Genomic DNA, 16,583 nt, shown 5'->3' on the forward strand with positions numbered 1-16,583 from the left:
CCGGGTCGATCAGTTACAGATCAGCCAGGGTCGAGACCAGAATCGCCTTGATCGTGTGCATGCGGTTTTCCGCTTGCTCGAAGGCGATGCAGGCGGGCGACTCGAACACGTCGTCGGTCACTTCGATGCCGTTTTTCAAGTGCGGATACTGCTCGGCAATCTGCTTGCCGACCTTGGTATCGCTGTTGTGAAAGGCCGGCAGGCAGTGCATGAACTTGGTGCGCGGGTTACCGCTGGCTTTCATCAGTTCGGCGTTGACCTGGTACGGCAGCAGTTGCTGGATGCGCTCGGCCCAGGCTTCCACCGGCTCGCCCATCGACACCCAGACGTCGGTGTGAATGAAGTCGACGCCTTTGACCGCCTCTTTGGGATCTTCGGTCAGAGTGATACGTGCGCCACTTTCTTCCGCATATTTACGGCAACGCTCAACCAGATCATCCAGCGGCCACAGGGCTTTCGGCGCGCAGATGCGCACGTCCATGCCCAGTTTGGCGCCGATCAGCAGCAGCGAATTGCCCATGTTGTTGCGCGCATCGCCGAGGTAGGCGTAGCTGATTTCATGGATCGGCTTGTCGGCGTGCTCACGCATGGTCAGCACGTCGGCGATCATCTGGGTCGGGTGATACTCATCGGTCAGGCCGTTGAACACCGGCACCCCGGCGAACTTCGCCAGCTCCTCGACGATTTCCTGTTTGAAGCCACGGTATTCGATTGCGTCGTACATGCGCCCGAGCACGCGGGCGGTGTCCCTCATGCTTTCCTTGTGGCCGATCTGCGAGGAATTCGGGTCGATGTAGGTGACGTTGGCGCCCTGGTCGTAGGCCGCGACTTCGAATGCGCAACGGGTGCGGGTCGAGGTCTTTTCGAAGATCAGGGCGATGTTGTTGCCCTTCAGGTGTTGTTGCTCGGTGCCGGTGTATTTCGCGCGTTTCAGATCGCGGGACAGGTCGAGCAGGTAGCGCAATTCGCGAGGGGTGTGGTGTTCGAGGCTCAGCAAATTACGGTTGTGAATATTAAAAGCCATGATGGATCTCCTTCGGTGTCGGTTATCCCCCTGGCTGCACTCGGTAAGCGCCAGCCAGGGCTCAGAGGTTTAGTAATCGATCGGGTCGCGGATGATCGGGCAGGTCATGCAGTGGCCGCCGCCGCGGCCGCGGCCGAGTTCGCCGGCGCTGATGGTGATGACTTCCACACCGGCCTTGCGCAGCAGGGTGTTGGTGTAGGTGTTGCGGTCGTAGCCGATGACCACGCCCGGTTCCACCGCGACCACGTTGTTGCCGTCGTCCCATTGCTCGCGTTCGGCGGCGAAGCTGTTGCCGCCGGTTTCCACCACGCGCAGCTTGGCCAGGTTGAGCGCCGCGGCGACGGTGTCGAGGAAGCTGCCTTCTTCGCGGCGGATGTCGATGCCGCCCTGTTTGCTGTCGTCAGGGCGCAGGGTGAAGGCGACGATCTGGTTGACCACTTCCGGGAAGATCGTCACCAGGTCGCGGTCGCAGAAGCTGAACACGGTGTCCAGGTGCATCGCCGCGCGGGATTTCGGCAGGCCGGCGACGATGACTTTTTCCACGGCTTTGTTTTTGAACAGGTTCAGCGCCAGTTGGCCGATGGCCTGACGCGACGAACGTTCGCCCATGCCGATCAGCACCACGCCATTGCCGATCGGCATGACGTCGCCGCCCTCAAGGGTGGAGCTGCCATGATCCTTGTCCGGGTCGCCGTACCAGATCTCGAATTCGGCGTTGGTGAACTGCGGATGGAATTTGTAGATGGCGGTGGTCAGCAAGGTTTCCTGACGGCGCGCCGGCCAGTACATCGGGTTGAGCGTCACGCCGCCGTAGATCCAGCAAGTGGTGTCGCGGGTGAACTGGGTGTTCGGCAGCGGCGGCAGAATGAAGCTGGAATGGCCGAGGAAGTCGCGGAACATCTGGATGGTCTTGCCACCGAAGCTGTCCGGCAGGTCATCGGCGGAAACACCGCCAATCAGAAACTCGGCAATGTGCCGTGGCTCGAGGCTTTTCAGCCAGGATTTGACTTCGTTGATCAGGCCCAGGCCCACCGAGTCGGCGGTGACCTTGCGCTCGAGAATCCAGTCCAGTGCCTCGGGGATGGCGACGATGTCGGTGAGCAGGTTGTGCATTTCCAGCACATCGATGCCGCGCTCGCGCATCTTGGTGACGAAGTCGAAGTGATCGCGCTTGGCCTGCGCCACCCACAGCACGTCGTCGAACAGCAGTTCATCGCAGTTGTTCGGGGTCAGCCGCTGATGGGCCAGACCTGGGGAGCAGACCATGACTTTACGCAGTTTCCCGGCTTCGGAGTGGACGCCGTACTTCACTTTTTCCGTGGTCATTTCAGTGTTCCTCCAGATGACAATTCAATCAGGGGTTACAGCGTCAGGAAGCCGTCGTAGAGACCGTAGGCCGCCACCACGGCGCCTATGACCACTGCGGCGAAAATCAGCTTCTCGACGTTGGTGAAAACCGGTTGCTTGAGTTCCAGTTTGGCTTTGGCAAAGAGAATCGCGCCGGGCGCATACAGCAGCGCCGACAGCAGCAGGTACTTGACCCCGCCGGCGTACAGCAGCCACACCGCATAGATCAGGGCGATGCCGCCGATGATCAGGTCCTTGCGCCGCTCGGCGGCGAAGCCTTCGTAACTCTCGCCACGCACTGCCAGCAGCAGGGCGTAAGCCGCCGACCACAGGTACGGCACCAGAATCATCGACGTGGCGAGGTAGATCAGCGACAGGTAAGTACTCGCCGAAAACAGCGTGATGATCAGGAACACCTGCACCATCGCGTTGGTCAGCCACAGGGCGTTGACCGGTACGTGGTTGGCGTTTTCCTTGCGCAGAAACTCCGGCATGGTGTGGTCTTTGGCGGCGGCGAACATGATCTCCGCGCACAGCAGCACCCACGACAGCAGCGCCCCCAACAGCGAGATGATCAGGCCGACGCTGATCAGCACCGCGCCCCAGTGCCCGACCACATGCTCAAGCACGGCGGCCATCGACGGGTTCTGCAGTTTCGCCAGTTCCGGCTGGGTCATGATGCCCAGCGACAGCACGTTGACCAGCACCAGAAACAGCAACACGGTGATGAAACCGATCACCGTGGCCTTGCCGACGTCCGAACGTTTTTCCGCCCGGGCCGAGAAGATGCTCGCGCCTTCGATGCCGATGAACACCCACACGGTGACCAGCATCATGTTGCGCACCTGGTTCATCACACTGCCCAGGTCAGGGTTTTTCACGCCCCAGATGTCGGCGGTGAAGATGTCCAGTCTGAACGCGAAGACCGCGATCAGCACGAACAGCAGCAGCGGCACGACCTTGGCAACCGTGGTCACCAGGTTGATGAACGCCGCTTCCTTGATTCCGCGCAGCACCAGAAAGTGCACGCCCCACAGCAACACCGAGGCGCCGATCACCGCCGCCGGGGTATTGCCTTCGCCGAATATCGGAAAGAAGTAACCCAGGGTGCTGAACAGCAACACGAAGTAACCGACGTTGCCCAGCCAGGCACTGATCCAGTAGCCCCAGGCGGACGAGAAACCCATGTAATCGCCAAATCCGGCCTTGGCGTAGGCGTAGACACCGCCGTCCAGATCCGGCTTGCGATTGGCGAGGGTCTGAAAAACAAAAGCGAGGGTGAGCATGCCGACTGCGGTGATGGCCCAGCCGATCAGCACTGCACCGACGTCGGCGCTGGCGGCCATGTTTTGTGGCAACGAAAATATCCCGCCACCGATCATTGAACCGACTACCAGTGCAACCAGTGCACCGAGTCTTAGTTTTCCGGGCGCTTCAGACATTTGCATGACTCCATTGCAGGAGAGAAGAGATCACAGCGTAAATCTGTTGTCTGTTCAAACAGCTGACGTAGATCAGTTCATGGTCACATTCCATTGTTAATGAATGACTTAGGCAACCACTGGTGGCATAAGGCTTTCGTCTGCGAGGCCCGTTCTAGAGGCTTTGTGGCTATGTGGTTGGGAATGGCTATTATTACTTTCGAATTATCACGCTAGTTCTTTTCTGGCGTTTGGCAAATTTTCCGCTGCTGTTTTCAGTACAGAATTGATTAATCAGGATCAGCGCACAGAATTGTCTCGACGTGCTATGCGTTATCGTTGTCGGCTATATATAAAGGGGTAAGCTGAACCTTTATCTGATAAGCATCATCTACCATTAAGATTTTTAGCCGGTCCTTGTTACAAATAAACTTCGCCACTGTTTTTCAAGGAGACTTGCATGTCGCAACCGACACAGAAGCTGCGACTGGGCGCGCTGATTGCGCTGGTGGTGGGGTCGATGATCGGCGGGGGAATTTTCTCGCTGCCGCAGAACATGGCCGCGCGCGCTGATGCCGGAGCGATCCTGATCGGGTGGGGCATCACTGCCGTCGGCATGCTGACGCTGGCTTTCGTGTTCCAGATTTTGGCCAATCGCAAACCGGAACTGGACTCCGGCGTGTACGCCTACGCCAAGGCCGGGTTCGGCGATTACATGGGCTTTTCCTCGGCGTGGGGTTACTGGATCAGCGCCTGGCTGGGCAATGTCGGTTACTTCGTGTTGCTGTTCAGCACCCTCGGCTATTTCTTTCCGGTGTTCGGTCAGGGCAACACGCCGATCGCCATCGGCTGTGCTTCGGTGCTGCTGTGGGCGGTGCATTTTCTGGTGATGCGCGGGATCAAGGAGGCGGCGCTGATCAACCAGTTGACCACCGTCGCCAAGGTTGTGCCGCTGATCATGTTCATCGTCATCGCCGCTGTGGCGTTCCAGGCGGATATTTTCACCCGCGACATCTGGGGCACCAGTAACCCGAATTTCGGCGGGGTGATGGATCAGGTGCGCAACATGATGCTGGTCACCGTGTTCGTGTTCATCGGCATCGAAGGCGCCAGCGTGTACTCGGCGCGGGCGGAGAAACGCAGCGATGTCGGTCGCGCCACGGTGATCGGTTTTATCGGCGTGCTGGCGCTGCTGGTGCTGGTCAACGTGCTGTCGCTGGGCATCATGACCCAACCGGAACTGGCCAATCTGCAGAACCCGTCACTGGCGGCGGTGCTTGAGCACATCGTCGGGCCGTGGGGCGCGCTGCTGATCAGCATCGGCCTGGCGATCTCGCTGCTCGGGGCGTTGTTGTCATGGGCCTTGCTCTGCGCGGAGATTCTCTTCGCCACCGCCAGGGACAAGACCATGCCGGCGTTCCTGACCAAGGAAAACAAAAACCACGTGCCGGTCAACGCGCTGTGGCTGACCAACGCGATGATCCAGATTTTCCTGCTGATCACGCTGTTTTCGGCGGGCACTTATACCAGTCTGATTTACTTGGCCTCATCGATGATTCTGGTGCCCTACCTGTGGTCGGCGGCCTACGCGGTGCTGCTCAGCGGCCGCGGCGAAACCTACGAACACGCCTCGGCCGAGCGCACCAAGGACCTGCTGATCGGCGGCATCGCCTTGGTTTACGCGGTGTGGTTGTTGTACGCCGGCGGGGTCAAATACCTGCTGCTGTCGGCGCTGCTTTATGCGCCGGGGGTGATTCTGTTTGCCAAGGCCAAGCGTGAGGCGGGGGAGCCGTTGTTTACCACGGTGGAGAAGGGGATTTTTGCTTGTGTGGTGATTGGCGCGGGGTTGGCGGCGTATGGGTTGTACAGCGGGGTGTTGAGTTTGTAGGGTGGTTTGCTTTGGCAGGTCAGGCCTCATCGCGAGCAGGCTCACTCCTACATTTGGAATGCGTTCCCCTGTAGGAGTGAGCCTGCTCGCGATAGCGGTTTCAAATTCACCACCGTGGGCAATGCGAACCCAGATCAGCTGCGGGCAAATCCCATTGGACCGGCGTCCCGCCTATCTCTACCGGCACGCGCAACCGCCGCGCCGCCCCCCATGCCGTCTGTTCAATCGCCGGATCCTGATCCAGCGCTTCTTCGGCACGCAACGGCTCATTCGTCCCCGGCCCATGCTCGATCAACAACTTCGCCGTACGCGCCAGCGACAATCGCGCCGAACCCCCGCGTCCGTTGGCCAGGCGTTCAGTCAGCAACCTCAGCGCACTCGCCGCCATCAGATACCCGGTCGCATGGTCCAGCGCCTGCACCGGCAAGGGCGTCGGTTTATCCGCCTGCTTCCAGCGTTGCCCGGCCTCGGCAATGCCGCTGCTCATCTGCACCAGGCTGTCGAAGCCGCGCCGGTTGCGCCACGGGCCGCTCCAGCCGTAGGCGTTCAGGCTGACGTCGATCAACCCCGGCGCCAGTTGCTGCCGACGTTCAAGCCCGAAACCGAGATGTTCCAGGGCATCGGCGCGATAGCCATGCAGCAAGAGGTCGGCATCTTTCAACAAGCTTTCGAACACCGCACGATCCGCCGCGTCATGCAGATCCAGGCGCGCGCAGCGTTTGCCCAAGGTCATTTCCGGGACGACGCCAGGTTCGTTCCATGTCGGCGAATCGATGCGCAGCACATCCGCGCCCAGTCCGGCGAGAAAACGGCTGGCCGTGGGGCCGGCCAACACGCGGGTCAGGTCCAGCACCTTGATCCCGGCCAGCGGTCGTGCGGCCGAGCCTTGCCACGCCAAGGCTCTGCCATCCGCTTGTTCTGCGAAATGCACCAGCGGTTCGGCATTCACCGCACGCCCTTGCGGGTGCTGCTGCCACTGCGCCCAGCTGCGCATTTCGGCGGCGCAACCGTTGGCTTCGACCACCGCTTGCTCCAGTGCCGTGCTGGTCCACTTTGCGACTTGCGCCGCCATCGCCGCACGGTCGGCGCAGGCACCGAGCACCCGTTCCGCGGCGGCGCGGTGATGCGGGGCGTTGGTGTGCAGGCGGATCCAGCCGTCGGCGGTGGCATAGTCACCGGCGACCGGGTCCCACAGCGGCGGGACTTGCCAGCCGATCGGCCGGATTGAGGAGCTGAACCAGAACGACGCCAGACGTCGGTCGACGGAAACTGGCGGCAACTTGCCTGTCTGCTGGCGGAGCAATTCGCTGACCGCCTGACCAGCGGTGGCGAGGCTGGCGCAGGCGAGATCGGTAGCGGCGAACGCCGAGGGCAGGGCGCCACGCCCATTGAAGGCGATTGGCGTGGGCGGCAAGCCGAGCGCGGCTTGCAGGGAGGTGAGCAAGTCAGTCATCGAAAACCCTCCGGAGCGAGAGGGCGATGATAGTGCAAAAGATTCGCGGTTTAGATAAAACCGCAGGATAACACTCACTCCTGTGGGAGCTGGCTTGCCAGCGATAGCGGTGTGTCAGCCACAGAATGGTCAACTGACCTGCCGCCATCGCTGGCAAGCCAGCTCCCACAGGGATTTGTGGTGTTCCTGCTCTGGCGATCAGACGCGGAACTGATCCATCAATTTCATCTGCTGGCTCGCCAGGCTGTTGAGCTGGCTGCTGATCGCGGCCGATTCAGTGGCCTGCCCGGTCAGGGTTTCGGTCACGGTGCGGATCGCCGAGACGTTGCGGTTGACCTCTTCGGCCACGGCGCTCTGCTGTTCGGCGGCGCTGGCGATCTGCAGGTTCATGTCGCTGATCACCGTCACGGCGTCGCTGATCTTGCCCAGCGCATCGACCGCGTGACGAATCTGCCCGGCGTTGTTGTGCGCCTGGGTCTGGCTCGAATGCATGGTCGCGACCACGCCACGGGTGCCGGTCTGGATGCGCTCGATCACCAGGCGGATTTCCTCGACCGAGTCCTGGGTGCGCTTGGCGAGGTTGCGCACTTCGTCGGCGACCACGGCAAAACCGCGCCCGCTCTCACCGGCGCGGGCGGCTTCGATGGCAGCGTTGAGGGCGAGCAGGTTGGTTTGCTCGGCGATGCTGCGGATCACTTCCAGCACCGAGCCGATCTGCTCGCTGTTGACCGCCAGCGCTTCGACTTCAGTCACCGCTTTGCTGACTTCGTCGGCCAACTGATTGATGTCGCGGGTGCTGCGCTCGATGATCGCCATACCGTCCTTGGCCGACTGATCGGCGCCCTTGGCGGCATTGGCGGCGTTCGAAGCGCTGTTGGCGACGTCGTGGGCAGTGGCGCTCATTTCGTTCGACGCGGTGGCGACCTGGTCGATCTCGCGGAACTGTACCTGCATGCCTTCGCTGGTCTGCCGGGCGATTTCCGAAGACTGGTCGGCGGTGCCGCGGGCTTCGGTGATGCTTTGCTTGATCTGGGCGATGGTCGGTTGCAGCTTGTCGAGGAAGCGGTTGAACCAGTTCACCAGTTCGCCCAATTCATCTTTTTTGCTGTAGTTCAGACGCTGGGTCAGATCGCCTTCGCCGCTGGCGATATTCTTCAGCATTTCGGCGACGCTGTTGATCGGACGGGTAACGCCGGAAGCGGTGAGCCAGATCAGCAGCAGGCCGACCAAACCGGCCACCACGGCGACCAGCAGCGCGGTGATCACGCCGGTTTCTTGGGCGTCGTCGAGCACCGCTTGCAGCTTCACCGAGTCGGCCAGCAGCACGTGTTTCGGCAAATCGATGACCACGCCCCAGGCGCGCGAATTGCCGATCGGGTCGACCGGATACACCGCGCGGATCAAATCGCCCTGTTCGAGGATCTTCGGCGTGCCGGCGGTCAGCAGTTGCAGTATTTCCTTGCTGTCGACCCCGGGCGTGTCGCCGATCTTTTTGCCGACCTTGCTTGCATCGGCACTGTCCGCCGCGAGCACGCCGCTGCCGGAGACGATGAGCATGTGCCCGGCGTTGTTGAACAGGTTGCGCTGCGATTCGACGGCGGCGGCTTGCAGGGCATCGAGGGCGATGTCGATACCGACCACGCCGAGGGCTTTGCCGTCGACCATCAAGGGTACGGAAATGGTCGTCATGAGCATTTCCTTGGTCCCGACGGTGTCGGCGTACGGGTCGAGCAGGCAGGTGCGCTTGTTGTCGCGAGGGCAGGTGTACCAGCTGTTGTAGGGCGTGCCGCTGACGCTGAGGGTGGTTTTGGTCAGGTCTTCTTCGACCATGATCGTGTTCAGCGCAGCACCGCCAGCGCGGCTCCAGTAAGTGGCGAAGCGCCCGGCTTCGTTGGACTGGCGCGCGGCGTCATCGACGAATTCGCTGTCCTTGCCGTCGAGGCCGTTGGGTTCGAAGGCCAGCCAGATGCCCAGCACCTTGTCGTTGCGCTCGAACGCGGTTTTCAGGCTCTGGTTCAACTCTTCCCGCAGGGCACCGGCGTCGAGCGAGCGCTTGGTGGCCATGACGCGCAAATCCTTGATCTGGTCGGCCAGCGCGGTGATCACCAGCAGGCTTTCGCCGAAGGTTTTCTGCACGCGCACCGCTTGTTCGGCAGCTTTGGCCTGCAGCAGGTTCTGCACGCTGGCAGTGAGCAGCTGGTTGCTGGAGGTGCTGACCAGTTCATCGTTCTGATTGGTCTGGTACATGTTCATGCCGACAATCAGCGCGACCACACCGAGCAGGCACAGGCCGGAGAGCAGGACGATTTTCAGGCGAATGGAGAGAGAGTCGAACATCGGGCGTCTCGTAAATGGATAAGTAAAGTGACTGTCGGGTAAATGAACTACCCGGTTCGCCAAATCCATTCAGCGCCATGTCTGCTCATCGGCGAGCAACGAAATGGCATGAGGCGGCTGCCGACGAACGGTCAGCGCTAAACGTTTGCGCAGGAGATTGTGCCGAAAACAAGAATAATTACAGGGATGTTTCAGTGTGCAGCAGGGAGGTTTTCCGGGCGCGACCAGATCCACAGATTGCCCAGCGCCATGCCGGCGATGGCCAGATAGACCGGCCAGCCATGCTCGAGCAGCACCAGCATCAGCGTTGCGCACAGCAGCATGCTGACGGTGGCACTGACCTTGGCCTTGCGCGCGATGATCTTGCCGTTGCGCCAGTTGCCGAGGATCGGCCCGAACAGGCGATGGTTTTCCAGCCACGCACTCAAGCGTGGCGAACTGCGCGTCGCCGCCCACGCGGCAAGGAGGATGAACTCGGTGGTCGGCAGACCGGGCACGACAATCGCGACCAGCCCGATGCCAAGGCTGATATAAGCGAGCAGGCCGAACAGCAGGCGGGCGAGTTTTGAGGGGGCGGGCGTGGGCATGGGCTCGGGATTGCAGTGAGGCGAAACGGGGATTCTACAGGCTTGCAGAGATCCCTGTGGGAGCTGGCTTGCCAGCGATAACGGTGGAACAGTCGACATCGTATTGACTGATCCATCGCCATCGCTGGCAAGCCAGCTCCCACAGGGTCTTGTGTTGTATCAGTCAGGCAGGTTCGGCTTCTGTCGCGTAAGCCTGCTCCAGCAGCACGGTGAAGCGATTGAACGCATCGAGCGCGCCTTGCTCGGCTTCGGCTTCCTCTTCAGCCGTGAATGGCAGTGCATCGAGGGTGCGCACGAAACTCTTCCAGCCTTCGGCACGGCCACCGGCAGGTTCGCCGAGATGACGCGCGCCGAAGCTTTCGCTCAGCTCCAGCGCCACCGCACGTTTGATCAAAAACGCCGCGCCGAGCTTCGAGCCCTCGGAGACGAACAGCCAGCCCAGCGCGCGGGCCTTGCCCGGGTTGTTCACGGCACCGGCGACCGGCGCCGGGATTTCGGTGTCGAGGTCGGCGAGGTCTGCCCTGGCGGCTTCGGCGCGACAACGGGCCGGCAGGTCAGGGATGATCGCGGTGAGTTCGGCATCGTTGTACAGCGCGACCAGTTCCGACTGGAACAAGTACTGCGCAACGACAAAACGGGCAAAGCTGGCGCGCGTCTCGAACGGTGCATGGGCTTTCACTAGCGCATCGAGCTTGCTGTGCGGCTCATGGGTGATCTGGTTCAGGCGTTGCGAACGCAGGGCTTTTTCCGAGGCAGTCATGGGGTGTCCTTGATAAATGAGGCGCTTGATAACAAGACGTACGGGCGGGCGCTGGAGCGTAAAAAAAACCTCACTGCGGCGCAGCACACGCGCAGTGAGGTCGGCCGGATCAGATGTCCCAGATCAGGTTGATCGCAAAGTTGCGGCCCGGCTGGGTCAGGCGATCGAGGTTGGCTGGCTGGGTGACCGAGGCTTCGCCGACGCTGTCGTAACCGCGCACGTCATCCCACAGCCAGTACTGCTTGTCGGTGAGGTTGTAGATGCCGCCGCTGACGGTGACGTCGTCGCTGACCTTGTAATACCCGGCCAGATCGAGAATGCCGAAGCCCGGCGTCTTGAACTGGCTGCTGACGCCGTCCGGCGACTTGAAATTGCTGTCGTCGACGCGGTCCTTTTTCTTCACCACGGTCCAGCTCAGCAAGCCGCCGTAATTGTCCTGGTCGTAACCGAGGCCGAACACGCCGGTCAGCGGGTTGACGCTGTTGATCGGCTCGCCGCTGTCGTTGTTGCGACCGTAGGCGTAGGCGATCGAGCCCTGGGTGTACAGGCCTTGCGGCGCGCCGAACGCATCCAGATTCAAGCGGCCTTTGACTTCTGCGCCCTTGATGGTGGCGCGCTTGATGTTGTTGCTCTGGAAGGTCAGTTGATCGTCGCCCGGCTTGACCGCGTCTTCGTTGATGAAATCGCGGTACTTGTTATAGAACACCGCCACGTCGAACGAGCCGTGCTCGAAATGGCCGCGCAGACCGGTTTCGAAGCTTTTGCTTTTCTCCGGCTCAAGATCGGCATTCGGTGCGACGGTGTAACCGGTGGTGCTGTTCTCGAAGCGCCCATACAGCGATTTTGCCGTCGGGGTGCGGAAGCCTTCGGCGTACTGGCCGTACCAGGTGTAGTTCTCGGTCAGGGCATAGGTCAGGCCGAATTTCGGCGAGACTTTGTGCCAGGTCTTGTTCTTGTCGCTGACGGTGCCCTGGCCGTCGGCGGCCACGGTGTTGAGGAATTCCTGGGTGATGTGTGGCTTGAGCTGGGTGTAGTCGTAGCGCAGGCCCGGCAGGAAGGTCCAGTCGTTCCAGCTGATCTGGTCCTGCGCGAACAGGCTGTAGGTGTTGATGGTCGGGTCGGGGAAATCGCTGGCCTTGGCCAGCACGTCTGCCGCACTGGTCGCGCCAATCGCCGTGCAGCCACGGCCGACGGCCAGACAGGTGCCGTCGCCGCTGCGCGAGCCGGTGACTTTCTGCTGCTTGATCGTAGTGCCGTAGGTCAGCACATGATCAATGGCGCCGATGGCAAAGGCCTTGTCCAGTTGTGCATCGAAGACCCACTGTTTTTCTTCGTAGATCGTGTCGCGGGTGCGCAGCACTTTGCGGGTGATCGGGTAGTAATACTCTTCGGTGCTCTGGTCGGTCTTGGCGATCTGATAATTGAGGCTCCACTTCACGTTATCGACCAGCAGGCTGTCGAGGGCGAACGTGTGCTCGAGGCCAAAGCGCTCACGGCTGATGGTGTCGTTGCCGGTGCGCCACTGGTACATGCCCCCGGGCAACACGCTGTCAGGGATGGTCGGCGCACCATTGAAGTAGGGGCCGCCGTAAGCGCTTTTCTGATCGGTGTCGCGGTCGTCCTTGTACTTTTCGTAGGTAAGGCCCAGACGCGAATCTTCGTTGTAGTTCCAGCCGAGCTTGGCCAGCACGTTGCTCGCGCGCACGTTTTCCGGGTTGGCGGCGGTGCGCGCAAGGCCGGTGCCGTTGTTGCCGCCGTAGGATTCGGTTTCGTGGCCGTCGCGCTGGCTGTAGTGCAGCAAACCGTCGAAGTCACCGGAGCGCCCGGCGACCGTGGCGGATTTCAGCCAGCTGTCATCGGCCGAGCTGTAACCGGTTTTCAAGCGCGCGCCGAGGTCTTTGCCGGGCTTGATGATGTCGTCGGCATCCAGCGTGTAATAGCTGACCGCGCCGCCGATGGCGTTGCTGCCGTACAGCACCGAGGCCGGGCCACGCAGGATCTCCACGCGTTTGACGATTTCCGGGTCAACGTAATTGCGCTGGCTCTTGGCGTACGGGCCGTTGAAGAAACCGTTGGGGATTTCCACGCCATCGACCTGCGTGAGGATGCGGTCGCCGTCGATACCACGGATGTTGTAGCCGCTGATGCCGCCACGCTGGCCGGCGCCACCGACGGAAACACCCGGCTCGTAGCGCACCAGTTCCTTGATGGTGTTGACGTTGTGACGATCAAGGTCTTCGCGGGTCTGCACGCTGACGGTGGCCGGCACGCTGTTGACCGACTGCTCCTGGCGGGTGGCGCTGATGGTCACCTGATCCAGGTTCAGCGTGCCGCTGTTGTTGCGCTTTTCCAGCACGACGTTGTTGTTGCTCAGCTTGCGGAAGCTCAGGTTGGTCCCCACCAACAGCCGCTCGAGGGCTTTTTCCGGCGGCAGCGAACCGCGCACACCCGGCGATGCCACGCCCTGGCCCAGTTCCGCCGGCAGGCCGACCTGCCAACCGGTCACGGCAGTAAAAGCGTTCAACGCCGAAACCAAAGGCTGTTGGCCAATGGCAAACGCATAATCGCCCATGTTGCGCGCCGGTTGCTCAGGGGCAGCCAGCAACGGTGCGGTGCCGGCCATGAGGATGGCCGCGGTCAGCAGCGACAGTACGCGGGAAGGGGAAGCAGTCTGGCGGGTAAGGCGTGAGGACATCGATAGCGCTCCGTGTCGCACGAATCTTTATAGGTGCTGATTGGCATCGCTTGATGCGAATCAATTGCATTGGCTATAACGAGACGTACTGACGCGGGCTATCGAGTAAAAATAATTCTCATTTAGTTCAGGATGACCAAAGCGGGGAATTCTTGCAGCCGCGCCGAAGTGATGTGCGCGAGGGAACGGACCACGTCGAGCGGCTGATCGAGGCGGTAATTACCGGTCACGGCGACGTCGGCCAACTGCTCGTTGGTGTTGATGATCCAGCCCGGATAGTAGCGGCGTAGTTCGGCCAGCACCTGGTTCAGCGGGCAGTTCTCGAACACCAGGCGGCCCTGCACCCAGGCCAGATCGGTATTGGCGTCGAGTCTGGCCGGGCGATCGAAACCGTTGGGGCCAATGCGGATACTTTCGCCGGCGCTCAGGCGTACCCGCGCATCGTTGTGGGTGGCGCGCAGGTCGACATCGCCACGCTGCACATTGACCTGCGCGACCCCGTCGAGATAACGCACGGCAAATGCGGTGTCGCGCACGCTGGCGCGGACCGGCCCGGCATCGATTTCCAGCGCCTGACCGCGGCCACTGGCGACCTCGAAAAACGCCTCGCCCTGAAACAGCCGGGCCACGCGCTGCTGATCGTTGATCGTGCTGGAAAACGCCGAGTTGGTGTTGAGCAGGACTTTCGAGCCGTCCTCCAGTTGCAAGCGCTGGCGCTCGCCCACCACGGTCAGGTGATCGGCTTGCAGGCGCATTGGCAGGTTGCTGAAACTGAACAGACCGAGGACCAGCACCGCCGCCGTGGCCAGCGGTTTCCAGTGCGGGCGCAAGCGCTGCAGAAAGGTGACTTTCGCTGGTTTTGCCGCCAGGGCTTGTGCGCACAATGCCACTTGCGGACCGTCCCAGATCGCCTGGGCCTTGGCGAACGCTTCGGCATTCAACGGATCGGCCGCCAGCCAGGCGTGGAACTGCCGGGTCTGCTCCTCGTCCGGGCTGCCGAGCACGATGAGCCAGTCCAGTGCCTGGTCCATTGCGTTGGCAGCGTCCTGCGCCGAATCCGGCGAAGGCGAGCGGTGGGTGTCCGTCACGGTGTTTCCTCAGGCTTCTGGCGAAGCAGTTTCCAGCTTCAAGCGTCAAGCTGCAAGCCAAAGCCGGATGCCTTGTGTTGCTGTTCGTTTTTACTTGCCGCTTGAAGCTTATAGCTTGCCGCTGCCGTCGAGGCGCTCAGCAACGCCGATGCAGATCGACATGATCAGTTTCAGTTCTTTTTGTACGGTGCTGAGGGAGACGTTCAGTTCGTCAGCAATCTCCTGATAACTGTTCCCGTGCAAACGGCTGAGGATGAAAATCTGCTGCTGGCGCGGGCTGAGTTGACCGAGGCTCACGTTCAGGCGCTCCAGCATCTGTTCGGCATGGGCGGCGTCTTCGGCGCTGCTGGCGGGGGCGGCGATGCTGTGCACTATGTCCGGCGGCACGTCATCGACCATGGTTCGCGCGTGGATTTTGCGCGCACGCAGATGATCCAGCGCCAGATTGCGCGCGGTCTGAAACACAAACGGTTCGAGGTGGTCAATGGCCCGCTCGCTCAAGGCGCGCGTGACGCGCAGGTAGGTTTCCTGCAGCAGGTCTTCAGCGGTACTGTGATTGTTGACCATGCGCTGCAGCGTGCGCAGCAGGGACGTGCGCTGGGCAAGGAAGACATGATTGAAGCGCGATTGACTCACGGGAGGACCTGATCCATTTCAAGCGAATGATAATGCTTATCATCTGGCCGAATGGTCAAGCAATGATTTCAAATGCCTCACAAGAGCCCTGTAGGAGTGAGCCTGCTCGCGATTGCGGTATCACATTCACCATTTTAGCTGGCTGACAGATAGCTATCGCGAGCAGGCTCACTCCTACAGAAGAGCGGCCGCTTACTCGGCGTTACACAACGCCAGGCAGTTATCCAGCATGCGGTTGGAGAAGCCCCATTCGTTGTCATACCAGGCCAGCACTTTCAGCAGTTTGCCGCTGGATTTGGTGTGGTTGGCGTCGAAGATCGACGACAGCGGGTTGTGGTTGAAGTCGCTGGAGACCAGCGGCAGCGTGTTGTAACCGAGAATTTTTGAATGCTGACTGGCGGCTTTGAGCAGGGCGTTGACTTCGTCGGCGCTGGCTTCTTTCTTCAACTGCACGGTCAGGTCCACCAGCGACACGTTGATCACCGGCACACGTACGGCCATGCCGGTCAGTTTGCCGGCCAGTTCCGGCAGCACCAGGCCTACCGCTTCGGCGGCGCCGGTCTTGCTCGGGATCATGTTCTGCGTGGCCGAGCGCGCGCGGTACGGATCGGTGTGATAGACGTCGGTGAGGTTCTGGTCGTTGGTGTAGGCGTGAATGGTGGTCATCAGACCGCTTTCGATGCCCAGCTCGCGGTGCAGCACCTGCGCGACCGGCGCCAGGCAGTTGGTGGTGCACGATGCATTGGAAATGATCTGGTGCGACTGGCGCAGAATGTCGTGGTTGACGCCGTAAACCACGGTGGCGTCGGCGCCTTTGGCCGGGGCCGAGATGATCACTTTGCGTGCGCCGGCGCTAATATGCGCGGCGGCTTTGGCGCGGTCGGTAAACAGACCGGTGCATTCGAACACCACGTCGATCTTTTCCGCCGCCCAGGGCAGTTCGGCCGGGTTGCGAATCGCGCTGACCGCGATGCGGTCGCCGTTGACCGTCAGGCTCTCGTTATCGTGCGCCACTTCGGCGTCGAAGGTGCCGTGAACGGTGTCGTATTTGAGTAGATGGGCATTGATCGAACTGTCGCCCAGATCGTTGATGGCGACGATCTGCAGATCCTGTCGATAGCCTTGGGTATACAGTGCGCGCAGGACATTACGGCCGATGCGGCCAAAACCATTGATTGCAATTCGAAGAGTCATGGAACAGCGCCGCCGTCGTTTTGTTGTTGGAATTACAAGATTATTCGCATAAAAATAGAAAACAAGCCTTTTTAGTGGCAATATTTTGTTTTATCTACAACGAGTGACCTGAATCAACTGGTCCGAATGGTCAAAAAAGCCGTCTGTCATTCC

12 protein-coding genes and 1 pseudogene are annotated in these 16,583 nt (G+C 61.0%); 1 reads left to right on the top strand and 12 read right to left on the bottom strand.

Annotated elements, in window-relative coordinates; translation table 11 throughout:
• Nucleotides 1-13 precede the first annotated feature (13 nt).
• The 3 genes from J3P93_RS06730 to arcD (J3P93_RS06740) all read right to left on the bottom strand — a co-directional run bounded on the left by J3P93_RS06730 (nt 14) and on the right by arcD (J3P93_RS06740) (nt 3,813).
• Nucleotides 14-1,024, bottom strand: a complete 1,011-nt coding sequence (locus J3P93_RS06730) for an ornithine carbamoyltransferase (RefSeq protein WP_434596026.1) — start codon at nt 1,022-1,024, stop codon at nt 14-16.
• Between the two features lie 69 nt (nt 1,025-1,093).
• Entirely contained in the window at nt 1,094-2,350 is a 1,257-nt protein-coding gene (arcA, locus tag J3P93_RS06735) for an arginine deiminase (protein ID WP_434596028.1), read from the bottom strand.
• Between the two features lie 35 nt (nt 2,351-2,385).
• Entirely contained in the window at nt 2,386-3,813 is a 1,428-nt protein-coding gene (gene arcD / locus J3P93_RS06740) for an arginine-ornithine antiporter (RefSeq protein ID WP_434596030.1), read from the bottom strand.
• A gap of 439 nt (nt 3,814-4,252) precedes the next feature.
• Between arcD (J3P93_RS06740) and arcD (J3P93_RS06745) the strand changes: the two genes are divergently transcribed.
• A complete protein-coding gene (gene arcD, locus J3P93_RS06745) occupies nt 4,253-5,680 on the top strand; it encodes an arginine-ornithine antiporter (protein WP_434596032.1) in 1,428 nt (475 codons plus the stop codon).
• Between the two features lie 106 nt (nt 5,681-5,786).
• Here arcD (J3P93_RS06745) and J3P93_RS06750 read toward each other — a convergent pair whose 3' ends face one another.
• The 9 genes and pseudogenes from J3P93_RS06750 to gap form a co-directional block, all read right to left on the bottom strand.
• The gene (locus tag J3P93_RS06750; RefSeq protein WP_434596034.1) at nt 5,787-7,133 is read right to left on the bottom strand and encodes a CoA transferase; all 1,347 of its coding nucleotides are present in this window, start codon (nt 7,131-7,133) and stop codon (nt 5,787-5,789) included.
• A gap of 198 nt (nt 7,134-7,331) precedes the next feature.
• Nucleotides 7,332-8,087, bottom strand: a complete 756-nt coding sequence (locus tag J3P93_RS06755; protein WP_430523244.1) for a methyl-accepting chemotaxis protein — start codon at nt 8,085-8,087, stop codon at nt 7,332-7,334.
• 150 nt (nt 8,088-8,237) lie between these two features.
• Nucleotides 8,238-9,539 (bottom strand): annotated as a pseudogene (locus J3P93_RS06760) (PDC sensor domain-containing protein); the annotation flags it as partial.
• A 122-nt stretch (nt 9,540-9,661) separates the two neighbouring features.
• Nucleotides 9,662-10,057 (bottom strand): YbaN family protein, encoded by a 396-nt coding sequence (locus tag J3P93_RS06765; RefSeq protein WP_434596036.1) that lies wholly within the window; start codon nt 10,055-10,057, stop codon nt 9,662-9,664.
• A 163-nt stretch (nt 10,058-10,220) separates the two neighbouring features.
• The gene (locus tag J3P93_RS06770; protein ID WP_434596038.1) at nt 10,221-10,817 is read right to left on the bottom strand and encodes a biliverdin-producing heme oxygenase; all 597 of its coding nucleotides are present in this window, start codon (nt 10,815-10,817) and stop codon (nt 10,221-10,223) included.
• Between the two features lie 109 nt (nt 10,818-10,926).
• Nucleotides 10,927-13,512, bottom strand: a complete 2,586-nt coding sequence (locus J3P93_RS06775; protein WP_434596040.1) for a TonB-dependent receptor — start codon at nt 13,510-13,512, stop codon at nt 10,927-10,929.
• Nucleotides 13,513-13,634: 122 nt separating this feature from the next.
• A complete protein-coding gene (locus J3P93_RS06780; RefSeq protein ID WP_434596042.1) occupies nt 13,635-14,600 on the bottom strand; it encodes a FecR family protein in 966 nt (321 codons plus the stop codon).
• Nucleotides 14,601-14,708: 108 nt separating this feature from the next.
• On the bottom strand, nt 14,709-15,236 hold the full coding sequence (locus J3P93_RS06785) for an RNA polymerase sigma factor (protein ID WP_434596044.1): 528 nt from the start codon (nt 15,234-15,236) through the stop codon (nt 14,709-14,711).
• Between the two features lie 192 nt (nt 15,237-15,428).
• Complete coding sequence (gap, locus tag J3P93_RS06790; RefSeq protein ID WP_203419217.1) at nt 15,429-16,430, bottom strand: type I glyceraldehyde-3-phosphate dehydrogenase; 1,002 nt, start codon at nt 16,428-16,430, stop codon at nt 15,429-15,431.
• Nucleotides 16,431-16,583: the final 153 nt, after the last annotated feature.

The sequence above is a fragment of the Pseudomonas sp. R3-57 genome (assembly GCF_051132065.1).
In the GTDB taxonomy this organism is placed as follows: Bacteria; Pseudomonadota; Gammaproteobacteria; order Pseudomonadales; family Pseudomonadaceae; genus Aquipseudomonas.

Bases quoted from the DNA above. Each gene is read 5' to 3' on its own strand.
- J3P93_RS06730 (WP_434596026.1), bottom strand. From the start codon at position 1,024: ATGGCTTTTAATATTCACAACCGTAATTTGCTGAGCCTCGAACACCAC.
- arcA (WP_434596028.1), bottom strand. From the start codon at position 2,350: ATGACCACGGAAAAAGTGAAGTACGGCGTCCACTCCGAAGCCGGGAAA.
- arcD (WP_434596030.1), bottom strand. From the start codon at position 3,813: ATGTCTGAAGCGCCCGGAAAACTAAGACTCGGTGCACTGGTTGCACTG.
- arcD (WP_434596032.1), top strand. From the start codon at position 4,253: ATGTCGCAACCGACACAGAAGCTGCGACTGGGCGCGCTGATTGCGCTG.
- J3P93_RS06750 (WP_434596034.1), bottom strand. From the start codon at position 7,133: ATGACTGACTTGCTCACCTCCCTGCAAGCCGCGCTCGGCTTGCCGCCC.
- J3P93_RS06755 (WP_430523244.1), bottom strand. From the start codon at position 8,087: ATGCAGGTACAGTTCCGCGAGATCGACCAGGTCGCCACCGCGTCGAAC.
- J3P93_RS06765 (WP_434596036.1), bottom strand. From the start codon at position 10,057: ATGCCCACGCCCGCCCCCTCAAAACTCGCCCGCCTGCTGTTCGGCCTG.
- J3P93_RS06770 (WP_434596038.1), bottom strand. From the start codon at position 10,817: ATGACTGCCTCGGAAAAAGCCCTGCGTTCGCAACGCCTGAACCAGATC.
- J3P93_RS06775 (WP_434596040.1), bottom strand. From the start codon at position 13,512: ATGTCCTCACGCCTTACCCGCCAGACTGCTTCCCCTTCCCGCGTACTG.
- gap (WP_203419217.1), bottom strand. From the start codon at position 16,430: ATGACTCTTCGAATTGCAATCAATGGTTTTGGCCGCATCGGCCGTAAT.